The sequence below is a fragment of the Stenotrophomonas maltophilia genome (genome assembly GCF_001676385.1).
Taxonomy (GTDB): Bacteria; Pseudomonadota; Gammaproteobacteria; order Xanthomonadales; family Xanthomonadaceae; genus Stenotrophomonas; species Stenotrophomonas maltophilia_J.
Genome location: NZ_LYVJ01000005.1, coordinates 265,990 through 283,520 on the forward strand (window position 1 = coordinate 265,990; position 17,531 = coordinate 283,520).

15 protein-coding genes are annotated in these 17,531 nt (G+C 68.3%); 10 read left to right on the top strand and 5 right to left on the bottom strand.

The window, feature by feature from the left end; translation table 11 throughout:
- Positions 1-79 precede the first annotated feature (79 nt).
- The 8 genes from dprA (at position 80) to A9K58_RS08580 (ending at position 8,365) form a co-directional block, all read left to right on the top strand.
- On the top strand, positions 80-1,207 hold the full coding sequence (dprA, locus tag A9K58_RS08545; RefSeq protein ID WP_065198964.1) for a DNA-processing protein DprA: 1,128 nt from the start codon (positions 80-82) through the stop codon (positions 1,205-1,207).
- Between the two features lie 43 nt (positions 1,208-1,250).
- Positions 1,251-1,724 carry a DUF494 family protein gene (locus A9K58_RS08550; RefSeq protein ID WP_057497164.1) on the top strand — a complete coding sequence of 158 codons (474 nt, stop codon included), beginning with the start codon at positions 1,251-1,253 and terminating at the stop codon, positions 1,722-1,724.
- A gap of 39 nt (positions 1,725-1,763) precedes the next feature.
- Positions 1,764-2,513, top strand: coding sequence for a pilin (locus tag A9K58_RS08555; RefSeq protein WP_065198965.1), 750 nt, complete (start codon positions 1,764-1,766; stop codon positions 2,511-2,513).
- 49 nt (positions 2,514-2,562) lie between these two features.
- Complete coding sequence (locus tag A9K58_RS08560; RefSeq protein WP_065198966.1) at positions 2,563-3,495, top strand: RDD family protein; 933 nt, start codon at positions 2,563-2,565, stop codon at positions 3,493-3,495.
- A 193-nt stretch (positions 3,496-3,688) separates the two neighbouring features.
- A complete protein-coding gene (locus A9K58_RS08565) occupies positions 3,689-6,160 on the top strand; it encodes a DNA topoisomerase I (protein WP_065198967.1) in 2,472 nt (823 codons plus the stop codon).
- 123 nt (positions 6,161-6,283) lie between these two features.
- Positions 6,284-6,874: an L-threonylcarbamoyladenylate synthase type 1 TsaC gene (tsaC, locus tag A9K58_RS08570; protein WP_081284009.1), complete on the top strand. Its 591-nt coding sequence runs from the start codon at positions 6,284-6,286 to the stop codon at positions 6,872-6,874.
- Positions 6,875-6,916: 42 nt separating this feature from the next.
- Complete coding sequence (locus A9K58_RS08575) at positions 6,917-7,609, top strand: hypothetical protein (RefSeq protein ID WP_065198969.1); 693 nt, start codon at positions 6,917-6,919, stop codon at positions 7,607-7,609.
- A 24-nt stretch (positions 7,610-7,633) separates the two neighbouring features.
- Positions 7,634-8,365, top strand: coding sequence for a hypothetical protein (locus A9K58_RS08580; RefSeq protein WP_065198970.1), 732 nt, complete (start codon positions 7,634-7,636; stop codon positions 8,363-8,365).
- A 155-nt stretch (positions 8,366-8,520) separates the two neighbouring features.
- On the opposite strand, the gene A9K58_RS08585 is transcribed toward A9K58_RS08580, so the two are convergent.
- A complete protein-coding gene (locus A9K58_RS08585; RefSeq protein WP_065198971.1) occupies positions 8,521-9,297 on the bottom strand; it encodes an SDR family oxidoreductase in 777 nt (258 codons plus the stop codon).
- Between the two features lie 111 nt (positions 9,298-9,408).
- Here A9K58_RS08585 and A9K58_RS08590 point away from each other — a divergent pair, with 111 nt between their 5' ends.
- Positions 9,409-9,621 (top strand): hypothetical protein, encoded by a 213-nt coding sequence (locus tag A9K58_RS08590; RefSeq protein ID WP_065198972.1) that lies wholly within the window; start codon positions 9,409-9,411, stop codon positions 9,619-9,621.
- Between the two features lie 98 nt (positions 9,622-9,719).
- Here A9K58_RS08590 and sppA read toward each other — a convergent pair whose 3' ends face one another.
- The 4 genes from sppA to A9K58_RS08610 all read right to left on the bottom strand — a co-directional run bounded on the left by sppA (position 9,720) and on the right by A9K58_RS08610 (position 14,896).
- Entirely contained in the window at positions 9,720-11,642 is a 1,923-nt protein-coding gene (sppA, locus tag A9K58_RS08595) for a signal peptide peptidase SppA (protein WP_065198973.1), read from the bottom strand.
- A gap of 116 nt (positions 11,643-11,758) precedes the next feature.
- Positions 11,759-13,123, bottom strand: a complete 1,365-nt coding sequence (locus A9K58_RS08600; RefSeq protein ID WP_065198974.1) for an MATE family efflux transporter — start codon at positions 13,121-13,123, stop codon at positions 11,759-11,761.
- A 206-nt stretch (positions 13,124-13,329) separates the two neighbouring features.
- Positions 13,330-13,899: a DUF3106 domain-containing protein gene (locus A9K58_RS08605; RefSeq protein WP_065198975.1), complete on the bottom strand. Its 570-nt coding sequence runs from the start codon at positions 13,897-13,899 to the stop codon at positions 13,330-13,332.
- Entirely contained in the window at positions 13,892-14,896 is a 1,005-nt protein-coding gene (locus A9K58_RS08610) for a hypothetical protein (RefSeq protein ID WP_065198976.1), read from the bottom strand. Before A9K58_RS08610 ends, A9K58_RS08605 begins: the two co-directional genes overlap by 8 nt.
- A 413-nt stretch (positions 14,897-15,309) precedes the next feature.
- On the opposite strand from A9K58_RS08610, the gene A9K58_RS08615 reads away from it, so the two are divergent.
- Positions 15,310-17,487, top strand: coding sequence for a primosomal protein N' (locus tag A9K58_RS08615; protein WP_065199026.1), 2,178 nt, complete (start codon positions 15,310-15,312; stop codon positions 17,485-17,487).
- Positions 17,488-17,531 lie beyond the last annotated feature (44 nt).

Here is a 17,531-nt window from a genome sequence, read left to right on the forward strand (position 1 = left end):
AGACGTCTGCGGGATGACCTGACAACCACACGCAAAGGCGCCCTAGGGCGCCTTTGTTGTGTGCGGCCGATAGTGGGGAATGATCACGCGTGCACATGAGGCGCTGCTGCGCCTGTTGATGGCGGGAGGCGCACTGGCGCCACGACGGGCCCTGCTGCAGGCCGCGGGTGGCACCGAGGCAGCCCTCGCGCAGGGCCCCGCGACCTGGCGCGCGCACGGCTGCACGGCGGAGCAGTGCACCGCACTGGAACGTCCCGATCACCGCGCCTGGGCGGCTGCCCGGCGCTGGCTGGAACAGGACAACCACCACGTGCTGTCCTGCACCGATCCGGCCTTTCCGCCCCCATTGCTGGAGGTCCCCAATCCGCCGCTGGGCCTGTTCGTGGCCGGAGACCCCAGCCTGGCCTGGCGCCCATCGGTGGCGCTGGTCGGCAGCCGCTCCCCCACCCCGGGTGGGCGGGCGCTGGCCGCCCGCTTTGCCGGCTGTTTCGTCGAGGCCGGGCTGGCGGTGACCAGCGGCCTGGCGGCCGGCATCGACGCCGCCGCGCACCTGGCCACCCTGGACGCGGGTGGGTGCACCATCGCAGTGATCGGTACCGGCCCGGACCGGGCCTACCCGGACAGCCACGCCCGCCTGCAGGCGCGGATCGCCGCTGAGGGCGTGGTGCTCAGCGAGTACCTGCCGGGCACGCCGGCCCGCCCCGGTCACTTCCCTGCGCGCAACCGGCTGGTGGCCGGGCTTGCGCTGGCCACGGTGGTGGTCGAAGCGGCCCAGCGCTCCGGGGCGCTGATCACCGCCCGCCTGGCTGCCGAGGCCGGACGCGAGGTCTGCGCCCTCCCTGGTTCGGTGCTGAACCCGCGTGCAGCCGGCTGCCACCGGCTGATCCGTGAAGGCGCTGCACTGGTCGAGCGCCCCGAAGAAGTACTGGAGCTGCTGGCCCCCGCCCTGCGGCGGCAGTTGCCGGGCTTGCAATCACGGCTGTCCACCCCCACTGAACAGGCATCGCCGGCCCACCTGCCGGCACGTTGGGCCGACGACCCTGACTACCAGTGCTTGTGGCAGGCCCTGGACCACGACCCAAGCGGTATGGATTGGCTGATTGCGCGCTGTGGATTGACGGCGCCCCAGGTGTCCTCCATGCTGCTGGCCATGGAACTGGCGGGAATCGTGGTGTGCGTACACGGCCGCTACTGTCGAACTCCCTAGTTTCTTCACCTCCACAGCGTCGCGCGACGCAGGCCGAGGGGCAATGAAAGAGAGCATCCTGGATGTACTGCTGTACCTTTTTGAACACTATTTCAGCGAAGATGCGGACCTGATCCGTGACCGCGATTCGCTTCAGAACGGCCTGATCCAGGCCGGCTTCAGCCCTACCGAGATCAACAAGGCGTTCGACTGGCTCGATGCCCTGGCTGCGCAGCGGCCGAGCATGGCCCAGGCGCGGGTCGACGGGCCGGTGCGCGTCTACCACGGCCCCGAGCTGGACAAGCTGGATGTGGAATGCCGCGGGTTCCTGCTCTACCTGGAACAGCACGGCATCCTCGACGCCGACCAGCGTGAGCTGGTCCTGGACCGCGCGATGGCCCTGGACCAGGACGAACTGGACCTGGACGACCTGAAATGGGTCGTGCTGATGGTCCTGTTCAACCAGCCAGGCTCCGAAGCGGCCTACGCGTGGATGGAAACACAGATGTTCATGGACGAGCCAGAACCCCTGCACTGACCTTACACTTGGGGGCATAGCGCATTCAGGAGCGTCCCCGTGAGTGAGTGGTTCCATGCAGAAGGCAACCGGCAGCAGGGCCCGCTGCCGACGGAGCAACTGGTCGAATTGTTCCGCAGCAACCAGATCACCCTGGACACCCTGGTCTGGCGCGACGGGCTGCCGCAATGGCAGCCGTTGCGCACCGTGGTCGACGAGCTCGGCCTGATCGTGCCGGCCCTGGACGCCGCCCCGCCGTCGCTGGAACCACAGCCGGAACCGATGCCCCCTCCGCCACCGCAGCCGCCGGTGCTGCCTTCCACGCCCTACGCCTCCAGCGCCCCCGCAGCGGCGCTGCCGCCATCGAAGAAGAAGCTGTCCGGCGGTGCGCTGGCGGCCATCATCGGTGGCGGCCTGCTGCTGGTGCTGGTACCCGTCCTGGCGATCCTAGCAGCCATCGCCCTGCCGGCCTACAACGACTACACCGTGCGCGCCCGGGTCGCCAATGCGATCAGCACACTGCAACCGCTGAAGGGCCAGGTGCAGCACTTCGCCGATGAGCAGGGCCGCTGCCCCGGCGCCAACGATGCGGGTTTCCCGGCGCCGGGCGATTTCACCCAGGCCGGCTTGTCGGCGGTGAACATCGGCCGCTTCAACAATGGCCACTGCGGCATCGAAGCCACCCTGGCCGCCCCGGGCAAGCGCCTCGATGGCGACCTGCTGTGGCTGGAATACGACCGCGACAGCGGCCGCTGGGAATGCAGTGGCGAAAGCGACGACAAATACCTGCCACCGTCGTGCCGCGGCTGAGCCGCCGGCACACCGGTACCTCCAAGGATGATTCAACAGGGAACATGCAATGACTGAGTGGTATTACGCCGAAGGACAGCAGCGCCAGGGCCCCTTGCCGGCCCAGGAGATCCGCCTGCGCTTCCAGCGCGGCCAACTGGACCTGGACACCCTTGTCTGGCGCGAGGGCATGGCGCAGTGGGCCGCGCTGCGCCAGGTGGTCGACGAGCTCGGACTACAGACGCTGGCCGATGCGAACACCGCCGCCAGCAGCGGTGGATTCGACCTGCGCGGTGACTATGCCGCCATCGACAACGGTACGGCGCCATTGCCTGGTACCGGTGCCCTCAGCAGTTCGCCCTACAGTGCACCGGCCACTGCCGGCAGCGCTGGGCATGGGCAACCCGTGCAGGGTGGCGAAGTGGTCTATGCCGGCTTCTGGAAGCGCGTGGCAGCCTACATGGTCGACTACTTCGTGCTGGCCGTGCCCGGCGGCATCATCGGTGCCATCGTGGGCGTGGTACTCGGCGCCAGCATGGGCGCGGTGGGCAGCGGCGAAACCGCCATCGAGATCGTCGCCCAGCTGGCCAGTGCCTTGATCAACCTCGGCATCGGCGTGGCCTACTACACCTGGTTCCATGCCTCGCAGGGTGGTGCCACGCTCGGCAAGATGGCGGTCGGGATCAAGGTCGTACGCGGCAACGGCGAGCGTCTGACCAAGGCCCGCGCCTTCGGTCGTTATTGGGCCATGCTGCTGAGCAGTTTCACCCTCGGCATCGGCTTCCTGATGGCGGCCTTCACCGAGCGCAAGCAGGGCCTGCACGACATGATCTGCGACACCGTGGTGGTCGACCGCTGGGCCTACACCGACCAGCCGCACCTGCAGCGCCGCGAGCTGGGTACGGTCACCGTACTGGTCCTGGTCCTGACCGGCGTACTGGCGCTGGCAGGCCTGGCCCTGCTGGTGTTCGCGGTCGGCTTCATCGCCAAGATGGCCTCATGAATGGCCATCATCACGCCGGGCTGCTTGACAGGGGTTGCCCGGCCGTGATTCCTCTAGCACGGTGAAACCTGAACGCCCGGCACACTACCGGGCGTTCAGTTTATGGATTTGCCCGTGGCCGCTTCACTAATGCGGCCGTTTGCTCCACCCTAGCGACCCCTTCCCCGCGGTTCGCCCCACAGACCCTGCTGCCATGCCCAAGCACCTGCTCATCGTCGAATCGCCGGCCAAGGCCAAGACGATCAACAAATACCTCGGCAAGGACTACACCGTCCTGGCCTCGTATGGGCATGTGCGCGACCTGATCCCGAAGGAAGGTGCGGTCGACCCGGACAACGGGTTCGCCATGCACTACGACGTCATCGAGAAGAACGAAAAGCACGTCGATGCGATCGCCAAGGCCGCCAAGGGCGCCGACGACATCCTGCTGGCAACCGACCCGGACCGCGAAGGCGAGGCGATCAGCTGGCACATTGCCGAGATCCTGAAGGAGCGTGGGCTGGTCAAGGACAAGCCCATGCAGCGCGTGGTGTTCACCGAGATCACCCCGCGCGCGATCAAGGAGGCGATCAGCCAGCCCCGCGCGATCGCCAGCGACCTGGTCGATGCCCAGCAGGCGCGCCGCGCGCTGGACTACCTGGTCGGTTTCAACCTGTCGCCGGTGCTGTGGCGCAAGGTCCAGCGCGGCCTGTCCGCGGGCCGCGTGCAGAGCCCGGCGCTGCGCATGATCGTCGAGCGCGAGGAGGAAATCGAAGCCTTCGTCGCCCGCGAGTACTGGTCGATCGCCGCCGAGTGCGCACATCCGTCGCAGCATTTCAATGCCAAGCTGGTGAAGCTGGACGGGCAGAAGTTCGAGCAGTTCACCATCACCGATGGCGACACCGCCGAAGCCGCACGGCTGCGCATCCAGCAGGCCGCCCAGGGCGCGCTGCATGTCACCGACGTGGCCAGCAAGGAGCGCAAGCGCCGCCCGGCACCGCCGTTCACTACCTCCACCCTGCAGCAGGAAGCCTCGCGCAAGCTCGGCTTCACCACCCGCAAGACCATGCAGGTGGCACAGAAGCTGTACGAAGGCGTGGCCATCGGCGACGAGGGCACCGTCGGCCTGATCACGTACATGCGTACCGATTCGGTGAACCTGTCGCAGGACGCGCTGGCCGAAATCCGCGACGTGATTGCCCGTGACTACGGGATCGCTTCGCTGCCCGACCAGCCCAATGCTTACCAGACCAAGTCGAAGAACGCCCAGGAAGCACACGAAGCGGTGCGCCCGACCTCGGCCCTGCGCACCCCGGCCCAGGTCGCCCGCTTCCTGACCGACGACGAGCGCCGGCTGTACGAACTGATCTGGAAGCGCGCGGTGGCCTGCCAGATGATCCCGGCCACGCTCAACACGGTCAGTGTCGACCTGTCCGCAGGCAGCGAGCACGTATTCCGCGCCAGCGGCACCACCGTGGTCGTGCCCGGCTTCCTGGCCGTCTACGAGGAAGGCAAGGACAACAAGAGCGCCGAGGACGAGGACGAGGGCCGCAAGCTGCCGGCGATGAAGCCCGGCGACCGCGTGCCGCTGGACCGCATCCTGGCCGAACAGCATTTCACCCAGCCGCCGCCGCGCTATACCGAAGCGGCGCTGGTAAAGGCGCTGGAAGAGTACGGCATCGGCCGCCCGTCGACCTATGCTTCGATCATCCAGACGCTGCTGTTCCGCAAGTACGTGGAAATGGAAGGCCGCAGCTTCCGCCCGTCCGATGTCGGCCGTGCGGTCTCCAAGTTCCTGTCCAGCCACTTCACCCAGTACGTGGACTACGACTTCACCGCCAGGCTGGAAGACGAGCTCGATGCCGTCTCGCGTGGCGAGGAAGAGTGGATTCCGCTGATGTCCCGCTTCTGGGAACCGTTCAAGGAACTGGTCGAGGACAAGAAGGAATCCGTCGACCGGTCCGAAGCCACCGGTGCGCGCGAGCTCGGCACCGACCCCAAGAGTGGCAAGCCGGTCAGCGTGCGGCTGGGCCGCTTCGGGCCGTACGCGGCCATCGGCAGCACCGCCGAGGACGCCGAGGAGAAGCCCAGGTTCGCCTCGCTGCGCCCGGGCCAGTCGATGCATACCATCACCCTGGAAGACGCGCTGGAACTGTTCCTGATGCCGCGTGCACTGGGTGAGGACAACGGCGAGCCGGTCAGCGTCGGTATCGGCCGCTTCGGTCCGTTCGCCAAGCGCGGCAGCACCTATGCCTCGCTGAAGAAGGAAGACGACCCGTACACCATCGACCTGGCCCGCGCGGTGTTCCTGATCGAAGAGAAGGAAGAGATCGCGCGCAACCGGATCATCAAGGAATTTGAAGGCAGCGACATCCAGGTGCTGAACGGCCGCTTCGGCCCGTATATCAGCGACGGACGGATGAACGGCAAGATTCCCAAGGATCGCGAACCGGCATCGCTGACCCTGGCCGAAGTGCAGCAGTTGATGGAAGAAACCGGCAAGCCGGTGCGCAAGGGCTTCGGCGCCAAGAAGGCGGCCGCGAAGAAGGCACCGGCCAAGAAGGCTGCGGTGAAGAAGGAAGCCGCGCCGAAGAAGGCGGCGGCCAAGAAGGCGCCTGCCAAGAAAGCGGTCAAGAAGGCTGCCGCGAAGAAGGCCCCGGCCAAGAAGGCCGCTGCAAAGAAGTAGATCGACGCCGTGCGTGGATGAGGCGGCAAGGCGTGCGGACCAACGGTCCGCACCCACTGCCGGCCGGCGGCCGGCACTACCGGGCGGTACCGCTCCACCCCTTCTGCACGCGGCAGGGAGATAATGGAGGCCCACGTCGGGCCCGTCGCCGCCATGAAAGAACTCACCCTGGACTCTGCTGTCGCCACGCTCCGCGCCGGTGGCGTGATCGCCTATCCGACCGAAGCAGTCTGGGGCCTGGGCTGTGACCCCGCACATGAAGCGGCGGTGCACATGGTGCTGCGGCTGAAACAGCGTCCGATCGAGAAGGGCATGATCCTGGTCGCCGCCGAGTTGTCGCAGCTGGAGGGCTGGGTGCGCCTGCAGGCGCTGCCCGATGCCCGCCAGCGCGCGGTACTGGCCACCTGGCCGGGCGCCAACACCTGGATCCTGCCGGCCGGCCCGCGCGCCCGCCCCTGGGTCACCGGCGAGCACAGCGGGATCGCCGTGCGCATCAGCGCCCACCCGCTGGTGGCCGCGCTGTGCCGCGCCTGGGGAGGACCGCTGATCTCCACCAGCGCCAACCTGGCCGGTGAACCACCGGCACGCACCCGTGCCGAGCTCGATCCGCGGCTGCTGCGCCTGCTCGATGGCATCCTCGATGGCGAGACCGGCGGCCTGGCCCAGCCGACCCCGATCCGCGATGCGCTCAGCGGCAATGTACTGCGCTCCTGAGCCGCGATTGCACTGCCGCCGGCAATCCCGCACGCTGCCGCCATGAACCTGCTGCGCACCGCCCTGGGCCTGTTGTGCCTGCTGCCGCCATGGACCGCACCGGCGGCCGAGGATGTGCGGGTGTACCGCTGTGTTGCCAGCAATGGTGCTGTCGCCCTGCAGGACAGGCCCTGCAACAGCGGCCGCCAGGAGATCCGCGACCTGCAGCGCCCGCGCGACCCCACCCCACGCGTGGTACGCAGCGACGCCGCACCAGCACCGCCCAGCGAACCGCCAGTGATCACCGAGCGTGAAGTCCGTCATGTCTACATCCAGCCGCCGCAGCCGATGTACGAATGCGTGAGCGACGACGGCCGGCGCTACACCAGTGATAACAACGACGGCAATCCGCGCTGGGTACCCCTGTGGACCAGCGTCTGGTTGCCCCCAGGGCACCACGGCCCGATGCGTCCCGGCCCACGCCCGGCCATCGGCACCCCGGTGGGTTCACCTGCCGGCGGAGGCGAGGGCTATCGCCCGCCCCCGGTGGGCGTGGGCGTGCAGGTCCCGGCCGGCAGCGTGCTGGTCCGTGACAGTTGCCATGCCCTGCCACCCCAGGAGGTCTGTGCGCGCCTGCGTGACCGCCGCTGGGAGCTGGATCGCCGCTACAACAGCGCGCTGCAGAGCGAACGCACCGCCATCAGTAACGAGCAGCGCGGCATCGATGCGCGCCTGTCGCGCGATTGCCAACACTGAGCGCACAGCCTGTACGCTGTGCGGATGAACAAAGTGATCTGGCTGGCCCTGGCGTTGCTGCCCGGCCCTGCACTGGCCGAAGAAGGCGTGATCTATCGCTGCACATCCAGCAGTAGTGATGTTCCCACCCTGCAGCGCACCCCTTGCCCGTCCGGCAGCACGCAGCAGGTGCTGCGCGTACCCGAGGCAGCCAATCGGCAACCGGCCACGATTGCGCCGGAATCCGCGCCTGTCCCTGCGGAGGCACCGCTGCCGGTGCCGGCCGCGTCTGTCGCGGCCCCGCTGCCCCCTGCCCTTCCCCGGCGGGCGGATGAAGGACGCACCATCATGCAGGCCGGCATGGTCGAGCGCGAAGGCGGCGACCAGATCCTCGACAGTGCGACGCTGCGCCGCGAGCTCGACACCGTCGCCAGCGAGGGGCCGCCCAAGCCACCGCTGCCACCGATCTTCCAGTGCACCGACAGCCAGGGCGGCCACTACCTGCACGAATATGAACCCGCGCCCGGCCGCTGCGAGCTGATGACGGTGCAGGGCCTGGGTGGCGTCACGCCAGTGAATGCGGCCAGCTGCGAAGTGGTGCGTGACCGCTGCGAGGAACTGCCCGAAGCGCAGCGCTGCGGCAGCTGGCAGCAGCGCTTCCGCGATGCCCGTGGTCATGAACGCTTCGCTGCGCCGGAAAACCGCGACGCCGCGCGCGCCGAGCGCGAACGACTGCGGGGCGTGCTGGAGGCCAGCAACTGCCCGGTGCCCGGGTGACAGCGTCCCTGCATGGCGTGGATCCACTCGACCGCGGCGGCATGGCCGCACCTGCTCATGGGGTCGCTCTGTTGTAGAGCCGAGCCCATGCTCGGCTCACAACGCGGCCCGTATACCGACAGCCGAGCATGGGCTCGGCTCTACAGTAAGAGCGATCAGAACCCGTAACGCAGGAAGCCTCCATCCACGGCGATGCACTCGCCGGTAACATAGCTGGCCGCCGGCAGGCACAGGAAGCCCACGGCTGCGGCCACTTCCTCCGGCTCACCGATGCGGCGCATCGGCGTACGGCCGATCACTTCCTCGTAGTAATCCGGATCCGACAGCGGGCCCGAGGTACGTCGCGTCCGGATGTACCACGGCGCCACCGCGTTGACGCGGATGCCGTCCTCGGCCCACTCCACGGCCAGATTGCGGGTCATCTGGTGCATGGCCGCCTTGGTCATGCCATAGACCACGCCGCTGCGTACATGGGTCAGGCCGGAGACGCTGCCGACGTTGACGATGGACGAGGAGGCATGGCGCGCCAGCAGCGGATGGGCGTAGCGCGACAGCTCGAACGCCGAGAACAGGTTGGTCTCGAAGATGTTGCGCCATTCGTCTTCGGAATACTCCGTGGCCGCCCGGGTGATGTTGCCACCCGCATTGTTGACCAGGATGTGCAGGCCATCGCTGTGGTCCTCGACCCAGTCCAGGATCTGCCGACGGTCCTCGTCATCGGAGACGTCGGCGGCCAGCGCATGCACCTGGTGCTGCGGGTACACGTCCAGCAGTTCGTCGCGCGCCGTCTCCAGCATGTCGATATCACGGCCGACGATCATCAGATCGGCGCCGAAGCCGGCCAGCTCATGCGCGATGGCCAGGCCGATGCCGGCGCTGGCACCGGTGATCAGGGCCGTCTGGCCGTCCAGGCGCCACCGTTGCTGGGTCATGTGTCCTCCGGGGCCGCGCCCGCTGTGTTTCGATGCGGAAAGGATACGCGCTCACGGCAGCACCCTGCCGCAGGTGCGACACTGCACCTACGCCCACCGCGGAGAGCCGCCATGCGCATCCTGCTCCTGTCCACGGCCCTGCTGGCCCCCCTGCTGCTGCCTGCCTGCCAGCGACCGCCGACGCCGAACCCGGAGAAGCCGCCGGAACCGCAGGCCATGGCCCGCGCGATCCAGCAGCCGCTGGACCGCGCCAAGCGCGTGCAGAAAACCGTCGATGACGCCGCTGCGAGCGAGCGCAGGGCCGAGGCTGACGCGACGCAATGATCCGTGGGGCCAGCGCCCTTTGCGCTGCAATGGGACCCGACCCCATGAACGAAAACGCCCGGCCGAGGCCGGGCGTTTTCACTCGGTACCGTTACCGGTCAGAAGCCGCAGAAGCAGTACGCCAGCGCCTTCACCGGTGCGCCATTGCCCTTTTCGCGGGCGGCGTTCTCGACGAAGCGCAGCTGCGTATCCACTTCCGGCATCGTGCGCGCCAGCATCATCCGCGCCATGCCCGAGTCGGACAGCATCCAGGCGCCGGCACGGCTGCCAGCGAAACCGCTGACGAACTGCGCGAATGGCGTGGCCGCCTTCTCGATGTAGCGCACGCGGTAAGCGTCGGTCTTGCCGAGCTTGGCGCGGCTGGCCGCGTCGGCCACGGCATCCTTGAGGCCCCCGAAGGCGTCAACCAGCCCGCGTTCCCTGGCCTGCGCGCCACTCCACACGCGGCCACGAGCCACTTCGTCGACGGCCTCGACCGGCTTCTTGCGGGCATCGGCGACGCGTCCGGTGAAGTCGGCGTAGCCCTTGTTGATCACCGACTGGATGACCTGGCCCACGGCCGGATCCATCGGACGGGTGACATCGAAGGCACCGGCAAAACGCGTGGTACCGACACCATCGGTGTGTACGCCGATCTTGTCCAGCGCACGGCTGAAGTTCGGCACCATGCCGAAGATGCCGATCGAGCCGGTGATGGTCGACGGGTCGGCGTAGATGCGGTCGGCGTTCATGCTGATCCAGTAGCCGCCGGATGCCGCCAGGTCACCCATCGACACCACCACCGGCTTGCCGGCAGCCTGCAGCGCCACCACTTCGCGACGGATCTGCTCGGAGGCGAAGACTTCGCCGCCCGGCGAGTCGACGCGCAGCACCACCGCCTTCACATCATCATCGTCGCGCGCGGCACGCAGCAGCGCCGAGGTCGACTCGCCACCAATGCGGCCGGCCGGCAGGTCGCCGCCACTGATCTCGCCGGCGGCAACCACCACCGCGACCTGCGGACGCGGGTCCACCGGCTTGCGGCGTGCATCGAGCAGCGCCAGGTAGCGACCGAAATCGACGTTGCGGAAGCCACCTTCGGCATCCTCGTCGGCCACGCCGCGTTCGGCCAGCAGATCTTCGAACTCCTCGCGGGTCTTCAGCGCGGTCACCAGCTTCTGCTGCAGGGCAAACTTGGCCAGATCGCCACCGGCAGCGGCGATGCCTTCCGGCAGCGTATCGATGCCGGCGGCCAACTGTGCAGGATCCAGGCGGCGTGCCTTGGCGATATCGGCGAGGTAGCGCTGCCACACATCATTCATCCAGAACAGGTCGGCCTCCTTGGAGGCCGGTGACGCCGCGTCGAGCACATACGGCTCGGCCGCGGACTTGTATTCGCCGACCTTGAACAGGTGCACGTCGACACCGAGCTTGTCCTGCAGGCCGGTGCGGAAATACTGGCGATAGCGGCCCAGGCCCTCGAGCACCACCGACCCCATCGGATCCAGGTAGACCTCGTCGGCCTGCGCGGCCAGCAGGTACTGCGACTGGCCCATGCTCTCGCTGTAGGCCACCAGCTGCTTGCCGGAAGCCCGCAGCTCCTGCAGCGCGGCGGCCACTTCACGCAGCGAAGCGAAGCCCGAGGGCTGCAGTTTGTCGAGCTCCAGGACCACGCGCTCGATCTTCTTGTCGCCCTTGGCCGCTTCGATCACCCGCAGCAGATCACGCAGCTGGATTTCCTCCGCGCTGTTGTCGCCCACCGCCTTGGCCAGCGCGCGGCTGACCGGATCGGCGCTGAACTGCTCCACCAGGCGGCCTTCCGGCGCGATCACCAGCGTGGTGCGGTCCTGCAGCGGCTTGCTGGCGCCGGCGCCCATGCCGGCGGCGACGACGAACATCACCAGCAGCAGGAACAACAGGCCAAAGAACGCCAGGTTGAGGATCAACCGGCGTGTGAAGTTCATGACGTCCCACAGCCCGATGAAGAAGCTGGCGACAGGGTTGCGACGTGCCGGGGGCAGCGGGGGCACGGGTTGATTCATGGAACGCTCCGGATGGCTTCTTGCCGTGGTACCAGCATAGCCGGTGCCGCGTGATGCGGCATCGGACACAAGTCAGGGGATCGCCCGCCACGGTTGGCGGCAGCGCGCGACCCGGATCAGGGCAATGCGGACTGGCCGATGCGCTGGCTGCTGCACCGCAGGCGCCAGCCCATCAGGATGGCGGCGGCGGTCAGGCCGACGATCAGGCCGATCCACATGCCCTGCGGGCCCATGCCCAGGCCGAGGCCGAGCCCGGCGCCAAGCGGCATGCCCAGGCCCCAGTACGCGAACATGGCGATGAACATCGGTACGCGGGTGTCCTTGAGGCCGCGCAACGCGCCCGCCGACAGCACCTGGATCCCGTCGGGGAACTGGAACGTGGCCGCGTACAGCAGTAGGGTCGAAGCCAGGCCGGCCACGGCCAGGTCATTGGTATAGACACCGACGATGGCGTCATGGCCGAACAGCAGCACCGCCGCCGACAGCGTCTGCGTGCCCATGATGATGGCGTAACCGGCCCAGGCCGCACGGCGCACGCCGAAGCCGTCGCCACGGCCGACCGCGTGGCCGACGCGCACGGTGGTGGCCTCGGCCACGCCCATCGGGATCATGAAGCACAGCTGCGCGACGTTGATCGCGATCTGGTGCGCGGCCGCTTCATTGGCACCCAGGCGGCCGATCAGCAGCGCGGTGACGATGAACAGCCCGCCTTCCATCAACACGGTGATGCCGATCGGCAGGCCGGTGCGCAGCAGGTCCCAGATCGCCTTCCAGCGTGGACCTTCGAAATGCGAGAACAGCTGCAGGCGGGCGAAGCGCTTGGTGAACCACAGGTAGGTAGCGAAGGCGATCGCCTGCAACCACATCATCGTGGCCGAGGCGATGCCCAGGCCCTCCGCGCCCAGCTCCGGGAAGCCGAGCTTGCCGTTGGCCAGCACGTAGCCCAGCGGCGCCAGCACCAGCAGGCCACCGAAGCCGAGCAGCATGGTCGGCAGCGTCCAATGCATGCCTTCGCTCAGGTAGCGCATGCAGAAGTACAAGGTCAGCGCCGGGCCGCCCCATCGCACTGCGTGCAGGAATGCGGTCGCGCCCGGCACGATGTCCGGGGCAATGCCGAACGACGGCAACAACGGCGGCACCACGGTGAGGAAGGTGAACATGATCAGGCCCAGGCCCAGCGCCAACCACAACGCCTGGCGGAACAGCGGGCCGATTTCGCGCTCGCGGCCGGCGCCATGCAGCTGCGATACCGAGGCGGTCAGCGAGATCAGGGTGCCGATCGGGATCAGCATCGGCAGCCATAGCAATGCGGTGCCGATGGTCACTGCGGCCAGGGTCGCGGTCGCGTGGTGTCCGGCAATCACGTTGTCGACGAAGGAGATCAGGCCGGTGGACACATGCCCGAGCACAAGCGGCAGGGCAAGCAGACCGGTAGCGCCGACTTCCTTGCTGAAGCGCGGCGTGGAGGTTGCGGTAGACATGAGGTGCTTGACGCGAACTGCGGTTGCGCGCGAAGGGCACAGGCACCGGGTTGCGGCCGGTCATCTTACGCGCGCCGCGCACGTATTCCCATGACACGGCGTGAATGCTGGGTTCCGCCAGCCCCAAGCAAAAAGGGGACGGAGGGGATTAAGTCGTTTCAGGCCCAGCCATGCCGAATACGACTTAATCCCCTCCGTCCCCTTTTTTACTGTCCGGCCTGGCGCTTGAGCCAGGTGTCGCGTTCTGTGGCGGGCACTGCGAGGAAGGCGCTGCGTACCGCGTCACGCTCCTGCGGCGGCGTGCGCTGTGAAACCAGAGCGAGCTGGGCCAGCTGCGCCGGGCTGAGCTGGCGCAGCACGGCCAGCGCGGTTTCGCGCTGTGCCGGCGGCACGAACCCGAACAGGCCATGCAGCTTGGGAAATTCCAGGCCCAGCTGCGGGCCCAGCCGCCAGCCTTCGCGGAACGCCTGATCCTGCGCGTGGAACTGCTCGCGCAGTTGCTGCTGCTGGTCGGCAGGCAGAGCGTTGAAACGTGCTGCCGCCTGGCGGATGCGTTCACGCTCGCCCTCCGGCAGTGCACGCCAGGCTGCGTAGTCGGCACGACGCTGGCGCTGCTGCTGCGCGTCGAGCTGGGCGAAGGCCGAGGGCGCGGCAGCCGGCGCCGGCGCGGCCACGGGAGCCACGGAGGACGGCAGCGGTGTGCCCAAGGCCTGCGGCGCAGCAGACAGCGGCAGCGGCAAGGCCAGCAGCAGGCAAGCAGGCAGGGTCCTATTCATCGGCAGCAGTCGTTTCCAGCGTGGTACTGGCCGGTTCGGGCCGGCTCGGCCGGGATTGCGATTCATCCACCGGCAGGGGCCCACCGGCTGCCGTCCATGCGTACATGTCGGCTTCGGCAACCAACGGATAGTCCCGGTCGGCCAGCATCGCCGCGTCGTCCGCGGCCAGGGCCCCGGTGGTGTCCAGCGGCGCATTCACCTGGCTCGGCGGCAGTGCTTCCACGGTGACCGGGCCTGCCTCGCTGACCACGCCTTCCGGCAGCGATGCGCCGCTGCCCGATGCGCGTCCTTGCCAGTGACGCCAGCCCAGCGCAGCCGCCAGCAGCACTGCCACGGTGACCAGCAGGATCAGCGGACCGCGCCAGCGCGGCTTGGCATTGGCGGGGCGCCGCCTGGCGCGAGCAGCGGCGCGCTCGTCACGCACCGGCGCACGCCAGCCCGAGGCAGAAGGGTCATTGTTGGCGGCCGGTGCAGCTGGCTGTTGCAGCTGCTGCAGGCGCTGGGCCGGCAGCTCGCGGATGCGCAGCTGCACCTGTTCCGCCAACTGGCGCCAGGCCGAGGCATCAGGCTGGCCCTGCGCGTCGCGTGGGCAGGCCTCGGCCAGCAAGTGCTGGTAGCCCACCTCGTCCTGGTCGAGCACGCGCATGGCAATGCGTTCATCCAGGCTGCCGCCCACCCGCAACAGCAGGGCCAAGCGTGGCAGCGCCGCCATTCCACCCAGCATGGCCAGCGTTGGCGGCCACTGGCCGCCGGCCGGCTCACGCAGCGCCTGCCGCTGCCCCAGCAGCGTCCAGAAGCGGGCCGGCCACTGCGCCATCGGCAGATCACTGGCCACCGCAGCGAAGGCACGCATCGCTGCGACCAGGCTCTGCTCGGCGCGGGCCGCATCCCCGCACTGCAGTTCAGCCACCACCAGGGCACGGCGTTCGACGCCACGCAGGAACGCTGAAAGCGCGCCGGCCGCGGTCGAGGAAACAGGGGCGGGCACAGCCGTCATCGGTCACTCCAAAAGTCTGCCGGCATGATAGCGGCAGGCCATCGCTGGCTGGCAGGACTTGCGCTGGCACGTGCTTCGTGCTGCAGGTTGTGCACAGCACCACGAAGGTCGCGGGGAAAACTGCGACGTCCGGCTGAATTCACTCTGTTTCAGCATTGTTTCACACTCAACCTATTGATTTTCATTGGTTTTTGTGTGTGGCGATTTTTTGACCAACTCAAGCGTGAGGCCGTCGCCATCGGCCTCCCGCGTGCCCGTCGACCGGTAACGCACAATGTTATCCACAGAACGTGTGGATAAGACTGAATCTCCAATGGGCACCGACATTTAGGTGACATTTATGATTCAGCGGAGGGTGCCCGGTGACCTTCGGCCCCGCCTCCGACGGGCATCGCGGCCGTTACACTGACCCGATGCTTTCACCGCTTCCGACCCTGCAGGTCGCCCTGCCCGTGCCCCTGCCGCGCTTGTTCGACTACCTGCCACCGGACGGCGAGGGTCCAGCGACGGCGGCGGGCTGCCGACTGAAGGTGCCTTTCGGCAACCGCGAGCTGGTCGGTGTGGTGGTTGGGCGTGGCCACGCTGAGGATGGCCAGGCCCTGCGGCAGGCGCTGGCCTGGTGCGACCCACAGCCGCTGCTGCGGGGTGAACTGTGGCAGAGCCTGCAGTGGCTGGCACGCTACACCCATGCACCGTTGGGCGAGGTGCTCAATACCGCCCTGCCCGGGCCGTTGCGCCACGGCGAGGCCCTGCCCGATACCCATCACTGGGGCTGGCAGTTGACCACCGAGGGTCGCGCCCAGCGCGCCAGGCTGCGCGCTGGCAGTCGCCCGCGGCAATTGGCTGAACTGCTGGCCGATGCCATCGTGGATGAGGACGTGCTGGGCGCGCGCATGGACGACTGGCGCGGCGCCGCGCGCAGCCTGGCCAAGCGCGGGCTGGCCGAGCGCGTGGCGCTGAGCGTATCGCCACAGCATGCGCAGCCGCTGCCCGGCCCCACCCTCAACCCGGAGCAGGCCGAGGCGGTGGCCGCGATCCACGCCGCCGAAGGTTTCCAGCCATTCCTGCTGGACGGCGTAACCGGCAGTGGCAAGACCGAGGTCTACCTGCAGGCGATCATCCATTGCCTGGCCCAAGGCAGGCAGGCGCTGGTGCTGGTGCCGGAAATCGGCCTGACGCCGCAGACCCTGGCACGCTTCCGCGGCCGCCTCGGCGTCACGGTGCATGCACTGCATTCGGGGTTGAACGACAACGAACGCGCCCGCGTCTGGGCGGCAGCCTCCCGCGGCGAAGCGCAGGTCATCGTCGGCACCCGATCGGCGGTGTTCACGCCGCTGCCCCAGGCCGGCCTGCTGATCGTCGACGAGGAACACGACGGCAGCTACAAGCAGCAGGACGGCATCCGCTACCACGCCCGCGATTTCGCGCTGGTGCGGGCCAAGGCGCTGGGTGTTCCGGTGCTGCTGGGCAGCGCTACGCCCTCGCTGGAATCCCTGCACAACGCCTACGCCGGGCGCTACATGCACCTGCGCCTGAAGCAGCGCGCCGGCGATGCACGGCCGCCACGCGTGCGTATCCTCGACGTGCGCAAGCGGCCGTTGCACGACGGCCTCTCGGCCGATGTGCTGGCCGGTATCGGCGAGCACCTGCAACGTGGCCAACAGGTCCTGGTGTTCAAGAACCGTCGCGGCTATGCGCCGGTGCTGCTGTGCCACGATTGCGGCTGGACCGCGCCATGCCAGCGTTGCGACGCGCCGATGACCGTGCATGGTGGCGGTCGTCGCCTGCAGTGCCATCACTGCGGCGCACGGCAGCCGGCGCCGTTGGCGTGCCCGGCCTGCGGCAGCCTGGCGCTGCAACCGCAGGGCATCGGCACCGAACGCCTGGAAGAGCATCTCGCCGCGGCCTTTACCGATTTTCCGGTGGTGCGCATCGACCGCGGGACCACCACGCGGCGCGACGCGCTGGAACAGCAGCTGGCGAAGCTGGGCGACCGGCCCGGCATCCTGGTCGGCACGCAGATCCTGGCCAAGGGCCACGACCTGCCCAGGCTCACTCTGGTCGTCGTGGTCGGCATCGACGAAGGCCTGTTCTCGGCTGACTTCCGCGCCAGCGAGAAACTGGCACAACAGCTGATCCAGGTCGCCGGACGCGCTGGACGCGCACGCGACCCGGGCGAGGTCTGGCTGCAGACGCACCACCCGGGGCACCCGCTGCTGGAAACCCTGGTCAGCGGCGGCTACCACCCGTTCGCACAGGCCGAACTGAACCAGCGCCAGGCCGCTGGTTTCCCGCCCTTCGCGCACCTGGCACTGCTGCGCGCCGAGGCCCAGCAGGTCGAGCATGCCAATGCCTTCCTGCTGGCGGCGCGGCAGTTGTTGGGCGAACAGGAAGCAGTGGAAGCCTACGGGCCGATGCCGGCGCCGATGCCACGCCGTGCCGGTTACCAGCGCACCCAGTTGTTGCTGTCGGCGATGCAGCGGCCACCGCTGCATGGCGTGCTGGCCCAACGGGTGCCGCAGCTGTATGCGCTGCCGGAAGCACGCAAGGTGCGCTGGTCGCTGGATGTGGATCCGACGGATCTGTATTGAGGGGTCAGAGCCCACCCGCTGGGTGGGATCTGACCCCGTGGCCC